We start from the raw sequence: 21,902 nt of genomic DNA on the forward strand, positions 1-21,902 counted from the left end.
AAAAATACAGCAAAAGATAGATGTTGTTGGCTATGCTTAGGTGCGTAGCTTTTGCTGTTTAATGGAGGGCTTCTAGTTATGCGAGAAAGTATAGATTTAGAGAAAGAAAGCTTTTTTAATAAGCTTTTTAAAAAATATAAATTTAGACAACTAACATTATTAATTCTAGATATTTGTAGCGTGCTAGTAGCATTTCGAATGTCTTTGAGTTTGACAGGAAATTTAGATGTATTCAATGTTAATAATGTAATAATTTCAGTTTGTATATATATTGTACTCCATATAGTATCATTTAGATTGTTTAAGTGTTACAACACATTGTGGAGATATGCAGGAGAAGAAGAAATTATTTCGATTTTTATTGCAACTTTAGCTTATCTAATTCCAGCTTATGTGATAAATAGAATATTGGGACTCGATTATCCTATAATGCTTTATGTATTAAATACGATATTCATTATAATGTTTACAAGTGGAGTGAGAATAGGGTACAGAGCTATAAGAATAGTCATGAATAAAACCTATTCTAGAGGGAAGGTTTCTAACATTCTTATAATTGGAGCAGGAGATGCTGGAGAGATGGTTATACAAGAATTAAAGCGAAATTCAGAACTTAAAAAAGTCGCAGTAGCTATAATCGATGATGATAAAAATAAAATCGGAAGAATAATTCATAATGTAAAGATTGTAGGAACAACTTCAAAGATAAATGATATAGTTGAAGAATATAAAGTAGATGAAATAATTTTTTCTATTGCCAACATAGAAAAACGTAGAAAAAAAGAAATTATTGATATGTGTAAAAATACTAATTGTAAAATAAAGACAATACCAGGGATTTATGAAATTATAGATGGAAAAGTTGACATAAAACAGATTAGAGAGGTAGAAATAGAAGACTTATTGGGTAGAGAGCCTATAAGAACAAATTTAAAAGAGATAAGTAACTACATTGAAGGAAAAGTAATCCTTGTAACTGGAGGAGGAGGCTCAATTGGTTCAGAGCTTTGCAGACAGATTGCAGGATTTAATCCTAAAGAGCTTATTATAGTTGATAATTATGAGAATAATGCTTATGCAATACAACAAGAATTGCTTAGAAAATATAAAAATAAGCTGGATTTAAAAGCAATAATAGCTTCAATAAGAGAAGAAAAAAGAATGGATGAAATATTTAATAAATATAAGCCAGAAGTAGTGTTCCATGCAGCAGCTCATAAACATGTTCCTCTTATGGAGTCAAGCCCTGGTGAAGCTATAAAGAATAATATATTTGGAACTTTAAATATAGCAGGTTTATCTTCAAAATATAAAGCTAAGAAGTTTGTCCTTATATCTACAGATAAAGCTGTAAATCCTACAAATATAATGGGAGCTACTAAAAGAGCTGCTGAGATGATTATACAGACAATGAATGATGAAAGTCAGACTGAGTTTGTTGCAGTTAGATTTGGAAATGTACTTGGAAGTAATGGAAGTGTAATTCCCCTTTTTAAGAAGCAAATTGAAGATGGAGGACCAGTAACTGTTACACATCCAGATATCATTAGATATTTTATGACGATACCAGAGGCTGTAGGACTTGTTATACAGGCTGGAGCTATGGCTAAAGGTGGAGAAGTATTTGTACTTGATATGGGAGAGCCTGTAAAAATATTGGATTTAGCAAAAAATTTAATAAAATTTAGTGGGTTTGAACCAGATGTTGATATAAAAATTGAATTTTCTGGTCTTAGACCAGGAGAAAAATTGTATGAAGAGCTTCTTATGTCAGAAGAAGGTCTGTTAGATACAGAGCATAAAAAGATTTTTATTGGTAGGCCAATAGATGTTGATAGAGAAGAAATAACAAAATACTTAAAACTTTTAAAAGAAATTACAAACAATGAAGAAACTGAAAAAATAGATAGTGTAATGAGAAAATTAGTACCAACTTACATTAAACCAGAAGATGCTAATATCAAGGAAATTGCAATAACTCGAGATAAGTAGAATATATTTCTAATTTGTAACCAGGGGGAGCAAAAAGAAGCAAATAGAGACTAAAAAGAAACAAAAGATTACAAAAAGATTACAAAAAAGGTTGCAATTTATTTTGATGTAAGTTAGAATGTTAATTAGGAATTGGAAACGAAGGAACAAAATGTTAAATTTTCGAAAGGATTAGGTATTTGAGATTATGATGAATATTAAAAATAAAAAACATATATTGAAAAAATTTATAGCGATGGTGTTAATAGCAGGAGTTGTTACAGTGGAGGCGGGAGCAATAACAGCTAGTGCAGCAGAGTTATCTAATTCACCTATGACTGCGACAGTAGATCAATGTGACTTCTTAAACATGAGAAGTGGAGCTAGTGCAAATGATGCAATAGTAGGAAAGATAAACACAGGTGACAAAGTTGAAGTTTTAGAATTACATTCAAATGGATGGATAAAAATAAAAACAGTTGACAATGTTACAGGATGGGTAAATGGAGATTATTTAACTATTGAAGGTGGAAATGTAGACGCAAAGGTACAAAATGTTTTAAACTTAGCATTTAAGCAACAAGGTAAACCATATAGATGGGGAGCAACTGGACCAAACTCTTTTGATTGTTCTGGGTTCACTTCTTATGTTTACAAAAATGGAGCAGGAGTTAATTTGCCAAGAGTATCAAGATCACAAGCAACAGTAGGAAAGAAAGTATCTAGAGCAGAATTAAAAGCAGGAGATTTAGTTTTCTTTGGTTCAGGTGGTTCAATAAATCATGTTGGGTTGTATATAGGAGATTCTAAATTTATACATTCACCACAAACAGGAGATGTAGTAAAAGTTACTAGTATGGCTCCAGGAACTAATTATGCTAGAAGACTTATAACTGCTACACGTGTTTTACAATAATAATAGATTTAATTTACATAGGATTGAATATTAACATTAAATACAGTTATGTTTAATGTTTTACATAGAGAGTGAAGTATTAATTAATATTAAAATAGTGATGAACGTTATAAAAACAGCAAAGAAGATAAATTTCTTTGCTGTTTTTTTTATAATAAATTATTTCATATTATAATCAAATATTAAATATAAATATTAACTATATTATTCAATATTTGACAGATAATATGAATTTTAGATATACTTAGTAAGGAGTATATTGTAGAAAAAAATAAATTTAAGAAATTAAGGGGGATGAAATGAAAAAGATAAGTATATTATTATTATCGTTGGTAATGACACTTACAATGTGTAGTGTAAGTTCATTTGCTGATTCGTCAAATGATAAGGAAATGAGAGCAGCTTGGATATCTACAGTTTATAACTTAGATTGGCCTAAGACTAAAAATAATGAAGCCAAGCAAAAAAAGGAATACACAGACCTATTAGACAAATTAAAAAGTTCAGGGATAAACACAGCAGTGGTTCAAGTAAGACCAAAATCAGATGCTTTATATAAATCAAATATAAATCCATGGTCTGAATATCTTACAGGTACTCAAGGTAAAGACCCTGGATATGACCCATTACCATTTTTAATAGAAGAAGCACACAAAAGAGGAATGGAATTTCACGCATGGTTTAATCCATACAGAATAACTATGGCAGATGAGAGCATAGATAAGTTGCCAGCAAACCATCCAGCAAAGAAAAACCCAAGCTGGGTAGTTAAACATGGAAATAAGTATTACTATGACCCAGGTCTACCAGAAGTTAGAAAGTACATAGTTGATAGTATAGCAGAGGTAGTTCAAAATTATGATATAGATGGTGTTCATTTCGATGATTATTTCTATCCAGGAGTAAGCTTCAATGATACTGCTACATATCAAAAATATGGACAAGGACAAAACAAAGACAATTGGAGAAGAGAAAATGTAAATACTCTACTTAGAGATGTAAAGGCATCTATAAAGAGTATAAAGCCTGAAGTTGTGTTTGGTGTGAGTCCAGCTGGAATATGGAGAAATAAGAGTAGTGACCCAACAGGTTCAGATACATCAGGTAATGAAAGTTATGTAGGTACATATGCAGATACAAGAGCATGGATAAAACAAGGATTAGTTGATTACGTAGTTCCACAACTTTACTGGCCAATTGGTCTTAAAGCTGCAGATTACTCTAAATTAGTAGCATGGTGGGCAAATGAAGTAAAAGGAACAAATGTAGATTTATACATAGGACAAGGTATATATAAGCAAGGGCAATCAAGTTATAATGGGCAAAACATAGCAAAAGAAATAGTTAAGCAAGTAACATTAAATAGAAAATATAGTGAAATAAAGGGTAGTATGTATTTTTCAGCTAAAGATATAGCAAATAGTACATCTATACAAAATGATTTAAAGAGCTTGTACTCTGACAGCAATGAACAGCCAGTGACTCCACCATCTAATGTCAAGGTGGAAAAATTAAGAGGTGCTGAAAGATATGATACAGCAGTTGCAATAAGTAAAAAAGGATGGGCTACAAATTCAGATACAGTAGTATTAGTAAATGGATATTCTATAGTAGATGGTATAACATCAACTCCACTTGCTACTGCAAATGATGCACCTATATTATTAGTAAATAAGGGTGACATACCAACATCTACCAAAAATGAAATAAAAAGACTTAATCCAAGTAAAGTTATCTTAATAGGAGGAAATAGTTCTATTGGAGATAAAATTGAAAGTGAGATAAAAGATACATTATCAAATGTATCAATAAACAGAGTAGGTGGCTCAGATAGATATAGCACATCTCTTTTAATAGCAAAAGAATTAGCTAAGACTAATCCAGTAGACAAACTATATATAACAAGTGGTACAGGTGAAGCAGATTCTCTTTCTATAGCTTCAAAAGCAGGAGAAGAAAAACAGCCAATCGTATTAGTATCAAAAGATAATGTAAGTGATGAAATCTATAACTGGGTATCAGACTTAAATGTAAAAGATGCATACTTTATAGGTGGTAATTTAAGTATATCTGATTCAGTAATAAGTAAATTAGATAAAGTTATTACTAATGATGTATCTAAAAATAGAATAGCTGGAGAAAATAGAGAAGAAACAAATGGAAAAGTAATACAGAAATTCTATCCAAATGTTGAATATTCATCAATATTTGTAAGTAAGAGTAATCAGTTAGTAGATGCATTAACATCAGGACCTTTAGCAGCAAAATTAAAATCACCAGTAGTTATGCTTGGAAATAGTGTAACATCTGCTCAGAAAACTGCTCTAGAGCCTAAAAAGACAAGTCTAGTATATGAAGCTGGAGATGGCATAAATCAAACTGCATTAAACAGTTTATTAAACTTAGTTCAGTAGTAAGAATTTAATAAAGATGCTATATTATAAATTCTATAAAGGCAAATTAAAATAAAAGTATCAAATTGGAAAATGTTAAATTAAAAAGTATTAAATAAAAGTAGAAATTAAAAAAAGAACTATATACATTTTATAATCAAGCATGGATAACAACTTGAAAATAATTATGTAATATAGTTCTTTTTCTATATTTAATCTTATATTTTATAATAATATTTGTATTAAATGTTTTTTAGTGTTATTATTGTTTAAATTCTATATCATTAAATATAAAATCATGTAATATATCTAAAGTATCTGGGTCAAATCTAAGAACCCAACCAGCCTTTCCATATATACCACCTGTACTATGAATTTCATCATCAATAGGGAATTCAAATTGTTTAACATTTAAGTCGCCCATTTTTAAAACTTGAGCTCCTAGAGAAAGTATTGCATTAGGCTTCATATTAGTTTTAACATATGGAAGAACAGCATCTAATAAACCTGGATATTTAGTAACAGGTAAGGTTTCTGTTTTCTTGATTATAGCTTGTATAATCTCTCTTTGTCTTCCATCTCTTGCAAAAGCTGTATCATTATGTCTGATACGTGCAAAAGATAATGCTTGATATCCATTTAAAGTTTGTACTCCAGATTTTCTAATATATTGTATGCTACCTTTATCATCACTTTTATTCCAACCATAAGTTTCAGGAATAAATTTATTTAATTCACTTATTTCTCCTTTTTCAATTGTAACTTCAACGCCACCAATAGCATCAATTATATACATAAATGATTCGAAATTAACACAAGCATAATTTTGAATATCAACATTAAAGTTCTCTTCAATTGTTTGTATTAATAAATCAGCTTGTCCATAAGCATAGGCATGAGTAAGTTTTTGTTTACCATAACCAGGGATGTCTACATAGCTATCACGAGCTAATGATGTAAGTTTGATATCATTATGTTTGTTATCAATAGTTAATATCATCATAGCATCTGACCTTGAAGAATCTTCATTTGGTCTAGCATCTGTTCCCATAAGTAGTATGTTAGTTATCCCATTTTCATTTTTATGGTCATTATTATCTAATAAATCACTATTTATGCTTGAGTCATGAATAGTAGATAATTTATAATAAAAATATCCATAGACGCTTATAGGGAATATTACTACCAAGAAAGCCAGTAGTATAACAAATTTCTTTAATTTTGACAAAAGTACCCCTTCTTTCTTCTTTTTCCTGTATATTTTTTAATAGCATACACTTAATTATATTAAAGTATTGAGATATATTCAATACTTGTTTCAGTTACAAAAAAAAGACAATGGCATAATTTATAAGAAAATTTGTCAATTTATATATAATTAAAAGTATGTGTAGTATACTCTTTAAAAAATTAATTAAATTTTTAAAGAAAAATAAGATTTATATGTTTTTTTACAATAAAAATAAGTACACACCTATCAATTACAAAATAATTTGCTTCTTGAAAGGCATGCACTTACTGTCAAATTCTGTATATAACTTTTTATTAATATAAATAAATATTTTACTCTTCAACCATAATATCTTCAAATATGAAGTCGTGCATTGCATCTAATTCATATTCTTCAAAAGGAATTACATAGCCTGCACTACCAATTTTTCTACCATTTTCAGTAGAAAGAGGGAATTCCATTGATTTTAAGTCTAAGTTTCCAATACTTAAAAGTTTTGTTCCTAGAGAAATTATTTCATTAGGACTCATATTAGTTTTAACATATGGAAGTATAGTATTAACTAGATTAGGATATTTGGTAACTGGTAAATCCTTAACACCATTTATTAAACTTTGTATAACACTTCTTTGTCTTCTATCTCTCTCATCTGTACTATCATTTTTTCTTATACGAGAAAATGCAAGTGTTTGATATCCATTTAGTTTTTGCTCACCTGAACTTCTTATATACTCAAGAAAGCCTTTGTCAGAATTTTTATGCCATTTATAAGTTTCAGGTATAAATTTGTTTAATTCTCTTATTTCACTCTTATCAACTGTAACAGTAACCCCTCCTAGAGCATCAACTATATCCATAAAAGAGAAAAAGTCAACTACAGCATAATTCTGTATATCGAGTTGGAAATTTTCTTCTATAGTTTCTATTAATAAATTAGCTTGACCATATACATAAGCATGTGTTAATTTTTGCTCTCCATGTCCTGGTATATTAACGTACGTATCTCTATTTAATGATGTTAATTTAAGACTTTTATTTTTATTATCAATAGTTAATATCATCATGGCATCAGAACGAGAAACTTCTTCTCCTGGTCTTGCATCTGTACCTAATAATAATATATTTGTAATATCTTCTTCATTTTTATAGTCATTACTGCTAAGAGCCTCTGTATTTATACTATCATCTTGGATAGTTTTTAATTTAGTAAAAACATATCCGTATACACTGACAGGAAATGCTATGACTAAAAGGGCTAGAAATATAACAAATTTTTTGAGTCCTGACAATAATATCCCCTACTTTCTAAATTTTTTAATTACACATAGTTAATTATATTAAAAAATTGTTACATAAGCAATAAAAAACACAATAAATTAGCATAAGTTTGTCATAATATAATTATTTTTATAATATTTTATAGAAGGAAGTGTGTAGTTATTATTAATTTTCTTGGAATATAATTATATGAAGATTTAAATTTTTATAAATTACTGTATATATTGGAAAAAATATTTTCCTGATTGTAGTTATATCATCTTACAAAAGGTGTAAATTGTAATTTAGAATTTTTGGTGTATAATAGGAATTGAAAATTTAAACTGATAAAAATTAATAAAAAATAATCATAAATTATATAATTTGGGGGAGGAAATGTATGATAAAATTAATAGCAACAGACTTAGATGGAACTTTGTTAGATGAAAAGAGCGAAATAAATCCAGAATTTTATAAAGTATTTAAAAAATTAAGAGAGAGGGGAATAATGTTTTCTGCTGCAAGTGGCAGGCAGTATCAAAATCTTATAAAAAAATTTGAAGATATAAAAGATGATATGATGTTTATCTCAGAGAATGGAACATTAGTAGTATATAAAGGAGAAGAAATATTATCAAATCCTTTGGATAAAGAGTTAGTAAATGAAATCATAGAGACAACAAGAAGTATAAAAGGGAAAAAAATTGTAATGAGTGGTAAAAAATACGCCTATATAGAGAGCAAAGATGAAGCTTTTATAGAAGAAGTTAATACTTACTATGCAAAGTTTAAAATTGTAGATGACTTGACTGAAGTAGAAGGTGATATATTAAAGATAGCTATACATGATTTCAAAGGTGCAGAACATAACAATAGTATCTACTTTGATAAGTTTTCTGATAGAGCTCAAGTATGTATTTCTGGGGTAGAGTGGCTTGACTTAACTGCAAAAGGTGCGAATAAAGGAAGTGCCATAAAAAAAGTACAAAGAATGTTAGATATAAAATATGAAGAAACTATGGTATTTGGTGACCAATTGAATGATGTGGAAATGATGAAGAGTGCTTATCATAGCTATGCCATGGAGAATGCAAATGAGTATTTGAAAGAAATTGCTAGATTTAGAGCAAAAAGAAATACTGAAAATGGTGTTGTAGATAAGATAAAAGAAGTCATAAAAATTGGATAGCCATCTATGATGGGGTTCTAAATGAAAAAGATTATTTTGGCTGGTATAAATGATAAATTAAAGGAAGCATATAAATTACAGCTTGAAGAAGTATTGGGAGAAATTGCAGAAATAGAAACTAACTAACTATATGATATGTCTGGTGGATATACATTAGCATGGATGACATACTTAGTATTGACTGTAATTATGGTCGATTTGATATTAATAAGTTTAGTTTTAGGAAAAAAGAAAAATATAAATATCAAAGAGAGTTAAATGATACTAATTGAATAAATAAAAAATATCAATGTAATTTTTGATAAAATAAATTTATTTATATAAAAATTACATTGATATTTAATAAACATCAATAAAGATATTTATTTTTTTATGATACTCAGTATTTTGTCCTCTATTTGAGATACATTTTCTGCGGAAATCAAATAAACATATTTACCTGCTTTTTCAACAATAGTACTGTTTGCTATTTCAGAATTGTTTTTTTCTCCATGTCCTTCTCCAAAAGGTGCTTGAATCATGTCTCTTTTATAATTTTCTAGAGTTTTATAGATTTTATTTACATCGTCAGTTTTTATGACAATGATATCTTCTAGATATAATTTTTCAGAAGAATTGATTACAAAACCTTGTGTAATGTCTTCTTCTACATCGTTAAAATAATTAAATTCTTTTGCATCAAAAATTTTTGATTCTTTTATAAGCAAATCAGAAGACTTTAATGCTTTTTCAATTTTTGATGTAGAAACGTTTTTATAATCGCTACTTGAAGAACAACTAACCATTCCAAAGGATAAGATTATTGAAAAAAACAACATTAAAATTTTTTTCATGAGAAACCTCCAAGTTTTTTTAACTCTATCTTAATTTAGTTTACTACATAATTATATAAAAATAAATGTATTTAATGTTACAGTTTTGATTAATAATGTAAGAATTTGATAATAATACCTATTAAGAGGTGATTAAAAATGAGAGTACCAAAACATGTAGGAATTATCCCAGATGGAAACAGAAGATGGGCAAGTCAAAATGGAATGACAAAGGATAGAGGATATGAAAGTGGAATAAATCCTGGACTAGAATCTTATAGATTATGTAGAGATTTAGGTTGTGAAGAAGTAACTTTTTATGGATTTACAACTGATAATACAAGACGTCCATCAGTCCAGACAAAAGCGTTTACAAAAGCATGTATTGATGCAGCAAATATATTGATAGAAGAAGGTGCAGCTTTACTAGTTGTTGGAAACACAAAATCTCCAATGTTCCCAGAAGAATTATTACCATATACAAATCGAATTCAAGCTAAAGATGGACAGATAAGAGCAAATTTACTAGTAAATTATGGGTGGTATTGGGATTTAAATAATATATCAGGAGTAGAAAATGTAAATAAGAATAACATACAGGATTACATACAGTCATTTGATGTGTCAAGACTGGATTTGATAATTAGATGGGGAGGAAGACGCAGATTAAGCGGTTTCTTGCCTGTGCAATCAATTTATGCAGACTTTTATGTTATAGATAATTATTGGCCAGATTTCAAAGGTGATGATATAAAAGATGCCTTTAGTTGGTATGATACACAAGATGTCACTTTAGGCGGATAATTAAGAAATTTCAGTTTTTAGATTGTAGAGTATTTTAAATTATTGAAAAAAAAACTTCTTGGTGGTAAAATAACACTAATAATATGAAAAAATGTAAAAATCTATACCAAGAAGGGTGAAGAAATGTCGAAAAGCAATAATAACAATAATTCAAGAAACAAATCTAAAAATACCAGCTATCTAAATAGAAAAAAAAGAAAAATAAATAAAAAAAAGTTAGTAGTACTGATTTGCTTTACAGCGTTATTTTTATTTATTGCATTTAAGGCTACTCAAGGTGTAGTAGCTTTGGTCAAAGGGATGGATAAAAATAATAAAGCAAATCAACAACAAAAAGTTGACTCAGAACAATTTGACCTTGGTGATGAAAACGAAAATAAAAACAAAAAATATACTGTATTTATAGACCCAGGTCATGGAGGAAATGATAAAGGAACTCAAAGTAAAACTAGTAACAGATATGAAAAAGACCTCACTTTACAAATTTCAAAGAAATTAGCAAATAAATTAGCTAAGCAAAAGGACATTCAAGTAGTTGTATCTAGAACTGATGATACATATGTATCATTAATGGATAGAGTAAACTTAGCAAAAAATAGCTCTGCTGATGTACTTGTTTCTATACACTTAAATGCAGAAAAAAATGGAAATACAGCAACGGGTATAGAAACATGGTATAGAAATAAAGCTACAGATGGCTCAAAAGAATTTGCACAAACAGTTCAAAGTACAATAGCATCTTATGTTAAAGTAAGGGATAGGGGAATAATTGAAAATAATTTTGAAGTACTTAGAGAATCAAATATGCCAGCTATATTAATAGAGTGTGGTTTTTTAACAACGCCTTCAGAAGAGCAAAAAATAATAAACGCGAAATATCAAGAGCAACTTACAGAGGGAATTGTTCAAGGTATACTTTCATATTTGGATTCTAAGGGAAACAAATAATTTAATTATTATCTAAATGTAAAAGTTAAATTAAAAATGCAAAGGTGTGAATTATATTAAAAGTATGATTTCATACTGAAAAGATTATTTAGATTCAAGAACTATGAAACTACAGACTGTTTTATGTATGTCTGTCTTCATAGTTTTTTTTGTCAAAATTAGTTGGTATTTGAAAAAAATAGAGAAATAAAATCGTAGAAATGGAGTTATTTATATGTGATTTTAAGTTAGATTGATTTACTAGCAATTGTGCCTTATAATTAATATATAATATAAAAAAAGTTTGATTGTAAAATAATTTAAAAAATAATATAGGGGAATTTATATGAATAAAAAAAGTATAATGAAAATTTGTTGGTTAAATAAAATAGTTTTTATTATAATTGGTGTTTTGGGAATAGTTTTACTTACGAAGCATATTGGAATAGACATTAAGAGTCAAATTTTGCTTTTATTAATCTTATTTAGCATAAGTATGTTTATTTCATACCTTAAGGTTAAGGCATATGAAGACGAAATTAATTTAGATATTAAAAGCAATTTGGATAAACTTATAAACATCACTAAGGATGATGACTTTTTACAACATATTCAAAGTTATATATTTGCTAATAAGAGAGAAAATTGTGTGTTAGCATGCTTTGATTTATGCAGACTTAAACTTATAAATGAGATATATGGTTATAAGCTAGGGGATGAAGCATTAGACAATATCTCAAACAACTTAAAAAATTATTTTGGAAATGAAGCTATTTATGGAAAGTTAAAAAGCGATGTCTTTTTATTAATAATAAAACTTGAAGATAGAGATGAAAAGATTCCTAATTTGGCAAACCTTATTAAAAATAAAATTGTGACCTTGAGTCAGATAGATAGTTTTAAAATGAATATAAACATTGAAGCTTCTATTGGTATTTATAAATTTAATAATGATGAAATTGACATAAAAAAAGCCATAGATAATGCTGATATGGCAAGAATTAAATCAAAAGGATTAAAGCATATAGAATATGTTGAATTTGATGATGCTATGGAAAAAGAAATAAAATCACTTATGAAAATAGAACAAGATTTATTTTTAGCTATTAAAAACAAAGAGTTCATAATTCACTACCAACCTAAATTTGATTCAAGTACAAATAAAATTATAGGTTCAGAAGCATTAATAAGATGGATTCATCCAACCTTAGGTATGGTTGCTCCAAATAATTTTATACCTATAGCTGAGAAAAGTGGTTTGATAAATAATATTGGTAGATGGGTGATTGAAGAAGTTTTTATTACTATTGATAAATGGATTTCAGAAGGGATAAATGTTTTACCAGTTTCAATAAATTTATCTAGAGTAGAACTTTATAAGAATGATTTAGTAGATTTTTTTAAGTCGATGTTTGATACATATAATGTTCCTAGAAAACTTGTAGAAATAGAAATAACAGAAACAACAGCTTTAAATGATGTAAAATTTATTAGTGAGAGACTTTATGAAATTAAATCTTTAGGTATGAATATATCATTGGATGACTTTGGCATAGGGAACTCAAATTTTATCAATCTTAAGGGGATACCAGTAGATGTTATAAAAATTGATAGGTCACTTATATTAGATATAGTAACCAACTCAAAAACAAAGGTTATGATAAAAGCCATTGTTAATCTTTCGCACGATTTAAATCTAGCTGTTATATGTGAAGGTGTAGAGGATATGGAACAAGTTAAAGTTTTAAATAATATGGGATGTAATTTTATACAAGGTTATGTATTTTCTAAGCCAATAGATGAATGTAGTTACAAGGAACTTCTTACTGGAAGAAGTAATATAAGTTTAGAAGAGAGTCTTTTGAAAGAATATATGGCAGTTGAGGAGGTGGAATAATGATTTCAGAAGACGTAGATTATGCAATAAGAATTGTAAGAGCTATATTTAATAATGGAGAAAATAATCCAATAGATGTCAAAACAATATTAAAAAATGAAGATATACCAATATTAACACTATATAAACTACTTAGAAAACTTTGTGCAAATAATTTACTTACTTTTAATAAAGAAGATGGAAAGAAATACATGTTAAATGTATCATTGGATACAATAAGTTTGAGAACAATTGTAGAAATAATTGATGGGAAAATATATATAAATAAATGTACTAGATATGTATCTAATTGTAGTAATTGTTTAAAAGGTTGCAAGGTAAATCAGGAATTACTAGAGATAGAAAAAGAAATCTATAAACTTTTATCAAGAAAATCTATAAGACAGATATTAGAATAATAAATTTTTAGCTTAGCTAATAGTTGGAGGTTTTCAGTTATGGATGATATATCTCAAGATAATTTTCTATTATCTAAAGAGTATGAGAATAGTTTAGATGTAGATACTAAAAAAGCAGGTGGAATATACTATACACCTAAAATCATTGTCGATTATATTGTTAAAAAAACCTTGAGAAATCACGATATAATTAAAAATCCATATCCGAGAATTCTTGACATATCTTGTGGATGTGGGAACTTTCTTTTAGAAGTATATGATATTTTATATGACTTATTTGAAAAAAATATTTATGAATTAAAAAATAAATATGATGAAAATTATTGGCAGATTGATAATATACACAATCATATATTGAACTATTGTATATATGGTGCTGATATCGATGAAAATGCTATAAATATACTAAAGGATAGCTTAAAAAACAAAAAGACAACGAATGATTTAGAAGATGAAGGTATTAAAATCAACCTATTTTGTTGTGATAGTCTAAAGAAAAACTGGCGATATAAGTTTGATTACATAGTTGGTAATCCTCCGTATATTGGACATAAAAAACTTGAAAAAAAATATAAAAAATTTCTTTTAGAAAAGTACAGTGAAGTTTATAAAGATAAAGCTGACTTATATTTTTGTTTTTATAAAAAGATTATAGATATCTTAAAATGTGGAGGAACTGGAAGTGTTATAACGCCGAGATATTTCTTAGAAAGTTTGTCAGGAAAAGATTTGAGAGATTATATTAAGTCAAATGTTAATATTAAAGAAATAGTAGATTTTTTGGGTGCAAATATATTTAAAAATATAGGTGTTTCTAGTTGTATTCTTACTTTTAATAAAAAAAAATTGAATGATACGCCTATAGATATATTTAGAATAAAGAATGAAGATGTATCTATAAATAAATTTGAAACACTAGAAGAACTTTTAAATAGTAGTAAATTTGAATATTTTAATATAAATCAAAACTTGCTTTCTGATGAATGGATAATTGTAAATAAGGATAATGAATCTTTTTATAATAAAATACAAGAAAAAGGTAAATATAGCCTAGAAGACATAGCTGTAAGCTTTCAAGGCATAATTACAGGATGTGATAAGGCTTTTATTTTAAGTGAAGGGGATTTAAAATTAAATTTTGTAGATGAGAAGCTTTTAAAAGATTGGATAAAAAGCAAAAATATAAACAAGTATGTAGTAGAGAAAAGTAAATATAAGTTAATATACTCAAATGATATAGATGACGAGGTTAAAAACAAAAAAATACTTGATGAAATTATAGGTGTGTATAAGACTAAATTAGAAAACAGAAGAGAATGTAAAAGTGGAATAAGAAAGTGGTATGAGCTTCAATGGGGTAGAGAAAAGCTTTTTTTCGAAAGAAAAAAGATAATGTATCCATATAAATCCAAAGAAAATAGGTTTGCTATAGATTATGATAATAATTTTTCAAGTGCAGATGTATATTCTTTTTTCATAAAAGATGAGTATTTAGATAAATTTTCATATGAATATTTAGTTGGAATTTTAAATTCTAGTGTATATGATAAATACTTTAAAATAACAGCTAAAAAAATGAGTAAAAATATATATGATTATTATCCTAATAAGGTTATGAAGATAAGAATTTTTAGAGATAATAATTATGAAGCAATAGAGGATTTATCAAAACAAATAATATCAATTTTATTAAATGAAACAATAGACAAAGACAGAGTAGAAAAATTGCAGATAAAAATAGATAAATTAGTAATAGATTCTTTGGGAATATAAATAAGTATGGATATGAAAAAATATGTTGAATGTTAATAATTTATCTAAATTGATAAAGAAAAAGTTAACCATATAAAAAATATTAAAAATATATACTTTTGAATATTTTTTTGATAAAATAAAAATAAATTTGTACAATTTTATTTTTCTCCAATAGCTAAAAGTAGTTTTTTGAATTAATATTTGCTGAGGAATATAAATTAGGAACGCTTTAAATAGTAGGTGATAATATGAAAGGATTAGTTTTAGAAGGTGGAGGAACAAAAGGAGCTTATCAAATAGGTGCGTATAAAGCTTTAAGAGAACTTGGTATAGAATTTCAAGGAGTAACAGGAACATCAATTGGGGCTTTGAATGGAGCATATATAATTCAAAACGATATTGAGGTAATGGAAGATATATGGCTAAACTATGATTATACTCATTTTATGAATATTGACAAAGAAAGCTATGAGAGATTTAAAAATGTAGATTTTACTACGAAAAATATCAATGCAGTTTTTGAACTTATAAATAAAGCCAGAAAAAATGAAGGTATAGATATAAGCCCATTAAGACACTTGATGGAAACTACATTAAATGAAGATATAATAAGAAAATCAAAAAAAGACTTTGGACTTGTTACGGTTTGGTGGGATAAAAAAATTAATCCTCATCCATTGTATATAGAAGATATGCCACAAGGTAGATTGGTTGATTATTTAATTGCTAGTTCTAGTTTGCCTATTTTCCAAACAAATGTAATGGATGATAAATTGTATTTGGATGGAATGTTTTGTGATAATATGCCAATAGGGCTTTTAGAAGATAAAGGATATGAAGATGTTGTTGTAATTAGGTTAATTGATGATTTTCTTGGAAAAATGAACCTAAATAAACATCAAAATATAAATATAAAAACCATAATACCATCAGAATATTTAGGCGGTTCTCTTAATAAAGATAGAGATAATGTAGAAAAAAATATTCGATTAGGATATTTAGATACTATGAAAGCTTATGAAAGATGCGATGGTATTAAGTATTACTTTGATGTAGAGTATAAGTATGATGAAGAGTATTGTTTTGATAGATTTAGAAGAATGAGTAATGAAACAATACAATGTATTTGTAACTTATTGAATATAAAAAGAGATGTTTCGCTTAGAACTGTTATGGAAAATGTAATACCAAAGCTTGGTGAGACACTTGGTTTACCCAAAAATTTTTCATATAAAGATTTATTTTACTGTGTATATGAGAAAAAACTTGAAGAAAATAGTATAAATAGGGTAAAATTATATGATTTTAATAAGGTTATAGATGTTGTAAATACAAATATTGATTCTAATAAGAATTTAGCATCAAATTTTGAAATTAGACCTAAAATCAGTATTAAAAAGAACAAAAACACAAAATTATTGACAAATTGTATTATAAAAGACTTAAAAAGTCAAAGTTAAATAAAAAACAAAAAAAAATTTGTAATTATACTCGAAAAAAGTGTATATTAGTAGTATAATATTTTTGTAGCACTAGTGGGAACAAAAAATGACCATAGGACAAAAAAGTACCACTAAGTGCCATTAAAGTAAAAAATAGGAAAACAATTTTAAAAAATATAAAATGTTAGGTTTATAGGAGGATTTAAAAAATGGAAAAAGTAGTTAGTATCAAAAATGCAAGTGGATTACATGCTAGACCAGCAGGAATGTTTGTTAAGAAGGCTGCTGAGTTTAAATCAACAGTAGAAGTTGTGGCAAAAGACAAAACTGTAAATGCAAAATCAATCATGGGAATAATGAGTTTAGGTTTAGCTCAAGGAGAAGAATTAAAATTAGTTGTAAATGGAGAAGATGAAGAAGTAGCTTTAGCAGCAATGGTTGAATTAGTTGAAAGTGGATTTGGAGAGTAGATATAATAATTTCTAAAAATTTGGTATTTATAATCTAATCATTGCTTAGAGTAAAAGTAACAGAGAAACATTAAAAATATACAGACAAAAGTTTGTAAATATTTAGTTTCTTTGTTACTTTCATGTTTATTTAATCAGAAGATTAAGATTATTATTAATTGGGTATGAAAATATAAATATTTTAAATGATGAAATAAGTAAGATATTTTTAATTATAAATTTGGAATCAAAATACAGAAGATATTTTTAGGAGGTAGGGTTATGGCTTACAAAGGAATAGGAGCTTCTCCTGGTATTGCTTTAGGGAAAGCGTTAGTAGTTGAGCATAGTGAGTTAGTAATTGAGAAAAAAACTATAGATAATGTTGAAGCGGAAGTTGCTAAATTAGAAAATGCAGTTGTAGTTTCTAAAGAAGAATTAATAAAAGTTAAGGAAAAAGCTTCTCAAGAATTAGGAGAAGAAGAGGCAGAAATATTTGAAGCACATTTATTAGTTTTAGAAGACCCAGAGTTAATTGGTTCTGCAATTGATAAAATCAAAACTGAAAATGTAAATGCAGAATATGCTTTAAATGAAATAAAAGAAATGTTTGTTAGTATGTTTGAGTCTATGGACAATGAATATATGAAAGAAAGAGCAGCAGACATAAAGGACGTTACAAATAGAATACTTAGACATATACTAGGAATCAAAGTTGTTGATTTATCTGCTTTAAGTGAAGAAGTAGTATTAATAGCACATGATTTAACTCCATCAGATACAGCAACTATGAACAAAAAAATGGTTTTAGGATTTTTAACTGACATAGGTGGAAGAACTTCTCATACAGCTATAATGTCTAGAACTTTAGAAATCGCTGCAATCGTTGGACTAAGTGATATAACTTCAAATGTTAAAGATGGAGATTTTGTAGTTTTCAATGGAGATACTGGTGAAGTAATCGTTAATCCAGATGAAGAAACTATAAGCAAATACACTGAGTTAAAAGCTAAGTATGAAGAGGAAAGAAAAGCATTACAATTATTAAAAGGAAAGCAATCAGTAACTCTTGATGGGAAACACGTGGAATTAGCTGGTAATATAGGAACTCCTAATGATATAGAAGGTCTAATAAAGAATGATGCTGAAGGTGTTGGTCTTTATAGAACAGAATTTTTATATATGGATAGAGATTCTTTCCCAACTGAGGAAATACAATATGAAGCTTATAAAGCTGTATTAGAAGGAATGGAAGGTAAACCTATAGTTATAAGAACATTAGATATAGGTGGAGATAAAGAGTTAAGTTACTTGACTATGGAACCTGAAATGAATCCATTTTTAGGTTACAGAGCAATAAGACTTTGTTTAGATAGAACAGATATATTTAAGACTCAATTAAGAGCTTTATATAGAGCAAGTGTTCATGGAAGATTGAGAATAATGTTCCCTATGATTTCATCTTTAGAAGAATTATTACAAGCTAAAGAAGTTGTAAAAGAAGTTTTAGCAGAACTTGATTCTGAAGGTATAGCTTATGCTAAAGATGTAGAAATCGGTATGATGATAGAAGTGCCATCTGCTGCTGTAATATCTGATATACTTGCTAAACATGTAGATTTCTTCTCAATAGGAACTAATGATTTAATACAATATACTTGTGCAGTTGATAGAATGAATCAAAAGATAAGCTATCTTTACAATCAATTTAATCCAGCTGTTTTAAGACTTATAAAGACAGTTATAGATAATGCACATAAAGAAGGTAAATGGGCAGGTATGTGTGGAGAATCTGCTGGAGACCAAAAAATGATACCAATACTTTTAGGTATGGGATTAGACGAGTTTTCTATGTCTCCAATATCAATACTTCCTGCTAGAAAATTAATAACTTCAGTTAAAGAAGCGGATATGAAAAAATTAGCTGATGAAGTACTTAATATGGGTACTGCGGAAGAAATAAAAAGATATATTGAAACAACTTTTAACATGTAATTTATAAAATATATAATATGTAATTTACAAACTTATATTATATAAAATATCCATGTAGATATGTTATAAATAATATGAATAACTCAATAAGTAAAGAAAAGCCATAGTTTATTTTATACGCTATGGCTTTTTTATTATTATAAATTAAAATTTATAATACTTTAATTATAGTTTGTGTTTTTTGTAGACTTATTTTTTAGGTAATTGCACCTGAATATGTATTAATGTTATGTGGATGTACTTTTGAAATATGGTAATATATATTAAGGGTGAATGGTTTAAAGAGTATATATTTAACCTCCTATGGCGAAATTCCTCTTCCTCGTCATAGGAGATGGAGGATGTAAGCCTAACCGATAGGTTATTTATTTTACTTGATTTTCAAAAAATGTATTGTATTATAAAATCAGTAGTAAAAACTGAAAGGAAGTAACTACAATGAAATTAGATAGTAATAATCATTAAGTATTTTTGTTACACTATCACTTAGTTATGTGTATAAAATATAGAAGAAAAGTAATAGATAACTCTATATCAGATAGACTAAAAGATATATTTGTAGATATCTCCCCAAATTATGGAGTGGAGTTGCTAGAATGGAATCATGATATTGACCATGTGCACTTGTTATTCAAAGCAAAACCAAATACAGAGATATCTAAACTCCTAAATGCTTATAAATCAGCATCAAGTAGAAGAATAAAGAATGAATTTCTAAGTATTCGTAAGTCCTTATGGAAAGAATACTTTTGGAGCAAAAATTATTGTCTAGTAACAACTGGTGGAGCTCCATTGGATGTTGTAAAATAATACATAGAAAATCAAGGAAAGTAGGGATAATATGCTAAGAGCATATAAATATAGATTATATCCAAATAGCGAACAAAAAGAATATTTTGCTAAAACTTTTGGATGTAGCAGACTTATATATAATCTTATGTTATCCTATAGGATTAAAGCATATGAGGAAAACAAGGACTTAGATATTAAAAAAATAAAATATCCTACACCTGCACATTACAAAAAGGAATATGAGTTCCTAAAAGAAGTTGATAGTTTAGCACTAGCAAATGAACAAATGAATTTAGATAAAGCCTATAAAAACTTTTTTAGAGATAAATCAGTAGGTTTTCCTAAATTCAAATCTAAGAAAATAAACTACCATAGTTATACTACTAACAACCAAAAAGGTACTGTAAGGATTGAAAATGGATATATAAAATTACCTAAACTAAAATCGATGGTTAGGATAAAACAACATAGAATGTTTGATGGAGAAATAAAGAGTTGTACTATATCGAGAACACCAGGTAATAGATATTATATTTCTATATTAGCAGAAACTGAAATAGAGAAACTAAAAACTATTGATAAGAAAATAGGTGTAGATGTTGGATTGAAAGAATTTGCAATATGTAGCGATGGATTTAGAGTAGATAATCCTAAACACTTTAGAAAATCAGAGAAAAGATTAACTAAACTACAAAAGGACTTATCAAGAAAACAAAAAGGAAGCAATAATAGATATAAAGCAAGATTGAAGGTAGCAAGGTTGCATCAAAAGATATCAGACCAAAGAGCAGATTTCCTAAATAAGTTATCAACTAAACTAATACACGAAAACCAAGTTATAGTTATTGAGGACTTGAAGGTAAAGAATATGGTGAAAAATCATAAGTTAGCGAAAGCTATAAGCGAAGCAAGTTGGTCGGAGTTCAGAAGAATGTTAGAATATAAAGCTAATTGGTATGGTAGAGAAATAATAGTAGCAGATAAGAATTTCGCATATAGTCAATTATGTTCTAAATGTGGATATAAAAATCCATTAGTGAAGAACTTAGGACTAAGAGAATGGGAATGTCCAGAGTGTGGAGCATTCCACGATAGAGATATCAATGCAAGTATCAATTTACTAAACTTAGCCATATAAATGGTAATCATAAGGGTTAGGAACTAGCCCAATAGCTTGGAGATACTGATAACAATAGTTATCTTGACCAAGAAGCCACCACTTCAAACATTACCGTAGGTAGTTAAGTGGATGGTAGTTCACTGATACTAGATTTGAAATGAATTTACCAGATTATATTAATAGCGATACAATTGTATATATAGAAAAAATGGATTTAGGAGAAGAAAAAGATAAAAGAAGTTATAATGTAATATTTGCCAATGATGGGGTAGAAAAAGCTGGTGGGAAGTTAGGTTTTTCTGATATTAATATTGATGTTATAAATGATGGTGGAGTGTGGAAAGTATCTGGATTTACGAAATAAATTTAAACTTAAAATTATTAATGTTAAAATTTGATATTGTATTGAAAAATAATTAAAAGTATTTAATAATAGAATTAAGGGTAAAATAAATTAAGAACTTAAGATATTGAATATGAATGTATAATTCTAATGTGATATCCAGATAAATCCTGAATTTAATTTGAGTTTTAATATATATGGTCTAAGGTTT

At 27.6% G+C, this 21,902-nt stretch carries 19 protein-coding genes; 16 read left to right on the plus strand and 3 right to left on the minus strand.

The genetic code is table 11. The annotated features are described in order from the left end of the window. Positions 1 to 78: 78 nt before the first annotated feature. From IC173_RS04940 to IC173_RS04950, 3 genes are all read left to right on the plus strand, one after another. Positions 79 to 1,992: a polysaccharide biosynthesis protein gene (locus tag IC173_RS04940; RefSeq protein ID WP_227824289.1), complete on the plus strand. Its 1,914-nt coding sequence runs from the start codon at positions 79 to 81 to the stop codon at positions 1,990 to 1,992. A 187-nt stretch (positions 1,993 to 2,179) separates the two neighbouring features. Next, a complete protein-coding gene (locus tag IC173_RS04945) occupies positions 2,180 to 2,887 on the plus strand; it encodes an SH3 domain-containing C40 family peptidase (protein ID WP_227482123.1) in 708 nt (235 codons plus the stop codon). 299 nt (positions 2,888 to 3,186) lie between these two features. Then, positions 3,187 to 5,301, plus strand: a complete 2,115-nt coding sequence (locus IC173_RS04950; RefSeq protein WP_227835269.1) for a cell wall-binding glycosyl-hydrolase Cwp19 — start codon at positions 3,187 to 3,189, stop codon at positions 5,299 to 5,301. Positions 5,302 to 5,542: 241 nt separating this feature from the next. On the opposite strand, the gene IC173_RS04955 is transcribed toward IC173_RS04950, so the two are convergent. Beyond that, on the minus strand, positions 5,543 to 6,508 hold the full coding sequence (locus tag IC173_RS04955) for an LCP family protein (RefSeq protein ID WP_227855237.1): 966 nt from the start codon (positions 6,506 to 6,508) through the stop codon (positions 5,543 to 5,545). A gap of 335 nt (positions 6,509 to 6,843) precedes the next feature. Beyond that, positions 6,844 to 7,800: an LCP family protein gene (locus tag IC173_RS04960; RefSeq protein ID WP_227855238.1), complete on the minus strand. Its 957-nt coding sequence runs from the start codon at positions 7,798 to 7,800 to the stop codon at positions 6,844 to 6,846. Positions 7,801 to 8,168: 368 nt separating this feature from the next. On the opposite strand from IC173_RS04960, the gene IC173_RS04965 reads away from it, so the two are divergent. Both IC173_RS04965 and IC173_RS20665 read left to right on the plus strand, forming a co-directional pair. Next, positions 8,169 to 8,957 carry an HAD family hydrolase gene (locus IC173_RS04965; protein WP_227434469.1) on the plus strand — a complete coding sequence of 263 codons (789 nt, stop codon included), beginning with the start codon at positions 8,169 to 8,171 and terminating at the stop codon, positions 8,955 to 8,957. Between the two features lie 135 nt (positions 8,958 to 9,092). Then, complete coding sequence (locus IC173_RS20665; RefSeq protein WP_255613120.1) at positions 9,093 to 9,215, plus strand: hypothetical protein; 123 nt, start codon at positions 9,093 to 9,095, stop codon at positions 9,213 to 9,215. A gap of 104 nt (positions 9,216 to 9,319) precedes the next feature. On the opposite strand, the gene IC173_RS04970 is transcribed toward IC173_RS20665, so the two are convergent. Beyond that, positions 9,320 to 9,790: a DUF4358 domain-containing protein gene (locus IC173_RS04970; protein ID WP_227855239.1), complete on the minus strand. Its 471-nt coding sequence runs from the start codon at positions 9,788 to 9,790 to the stop codon at positions 9,320 to 9,322. Positions 9,791 to 9,928: 138 nt separating this feature from the next. Between IC173_RS04970 and IC173_RS04975 the strand changes: the two genes are divergently transcribed. From IC173_RS04975 to IC173_RS05025, 11 genes are all read left to right on the plus strand, one after another. After that, the gene (locus IC173_RS04975; protein ID WP_227482127.1) at positions 9,929 to 10,573 is read left to right on the plus strand and encodes an undecaprenyl diphosphate synthase family protein; all 645 of its coding nucleotides are present in this window, start codon (positions 9,929 to 9,931) and stop codon (positions 10,571 to 10,573) included. Positions 10,574 to 10,696: 123 nt separating this feature from the next. Beyond that, positions 10,697 to 11,521 carry an N-acetylmuramoyl-L-alanine amidase gene (locus IC173_RS04980; protein ID WP_227434472.1) on the plus strand — a complete coding sequence of 275 codons (825 nt, stop codon included), beginning with the start codon at positions 10,697 to 10,699 and terminating at the stop codon, positions 11,519 to 11,521. A gap of 325 nt (positions 11,522 to 11,846) precedes the next feature. Beyond that, the gene (locus tag IC173_RS04985; protein WP_227482128.1) at positions 11,847 to 13,397 is read left to right on the plus strand and encodes a GGDEF domain-containing phosphodiesterase; all 1,551 of its coding nucleotides are present in this window, start codon (positions 11,847 to 11,849) and stop codon (positions 13,395 to 13,397) included. Continuing rightward, complete coding sequence (locus IC173_RS04990; protein ID WP_227434474.1) at positions 13,397 to 13,795, plus strand: RrF2 family transcriptional regulator; 399 nt, start codon at positions 13,397 to 13,399, stop codon at positions 13,793 to 13,795. Before IC173_RS04985 ends, IC173_RS04990 begins: the two co-directional genes overlap by 1 nt. A 39-nt stretch (positions 13,796 to 13,834) precedes the next feature. Next, on the plus strand, positions 13,835 to 15,568 hold the full coding sequence (locus IC173_RS04995) for an Eco57I restriction-modification methylase domain-containing protein (RefSeq protein ID WP_227434475.1): 1,734 nt from the start codon (positions 13,835 to 13,837) through the stop codon (positions 15,566 to 15,568). A gap of 230 nt (positions 15,569 to 15,798) precedes the next feature. After that, positions 15,799 to 17,010 (plus strand): patatin-like phospholipase family protein, encoded by a 1,212-nt coding sequence (locus IC173_RS05000; protein ID WP_227434476.1) that lies wholly within the window; start codon positions 15,799 to 15,801, stop codon positions 17,008 to 17,010. Between the two features lie 191 nt (positions 17,011 to 17,201). Next, positions 17,202 to 17,462, plus strand: coding sequence for an HPr family phosphocarrier protein (locus IC173_RS05005; RefSeq protein WP_003422895.1), 261 nt, complete (start codon positions 17,202 to 17,204; stop codon positions 17,460 to 17,462). Between the two features lie 261 nt (positions 17,463 to 17,723). Continuing rightward, positions 17,724 to 19,436, plus strand: coding sequence for a phosphoenolpyruvate--protein phosphotransferase (ptsP, locus tag IC173_RS05010; protein ID WP_227434477.1), 1,713 nt, complete (start codon positions 17,724 to 17,726; stop codon positions 19,434 to 19,436). Positions 19,437 to 19,907: 471 nt separating this feature from the next. Next, the gene (tnpA, locus tag IC173_RS05015; protein WP_227434478.1) at positions 19,908 to 20,246 is read left to right on the plus strand and encodes an IS200/IS605 family transposase; all 339 of its coding nucleotides are present in this window, start codon (positions 19,908 to 19,910) and stop codon (positions 20,244 to 20,246) included. Between the two features lie 31 nt (positions 20,247 to 20,277). Then, positions 20,278 to 21,366, plus strand: a complete 1,089-nt coding sequence (gene tnpB / locus IC173_RS05020) for an IS200/IS605 family element RNA-guided endonuclease TnpB (RefSeq protein ID WP_227855240.1) — start codon at positions 20,278 to 20,280, stop codon at positions 21,364 to 21,366. A 139-nt stretch (positions 21,367 to 21,505) separates the two neighbouring features. Next, the gene (locus IC173_RS05025) at positions 21,506 to 21,712 is read left to right on the plus strand and encodes a hypothetical protein (protein ID WP_227830823.1); all 207 of its coding nucleotides are present in this window, start codon (positions 21,506 to 21,508) and stop codon (positions 21,710 to 21,712) included. The last annotated feature ends 190 nt before the right edge of the window (positions 21,713 to 21,902 follow it).

Source organism: Clostridioides sp. ES-S-0048-02 (assembly GCF_020658495.1).
GTDB lineage: Bacteria > Bacillota > Clostridia > Peptostreptococcales > Peptostreptococcaceae > Clostridioides.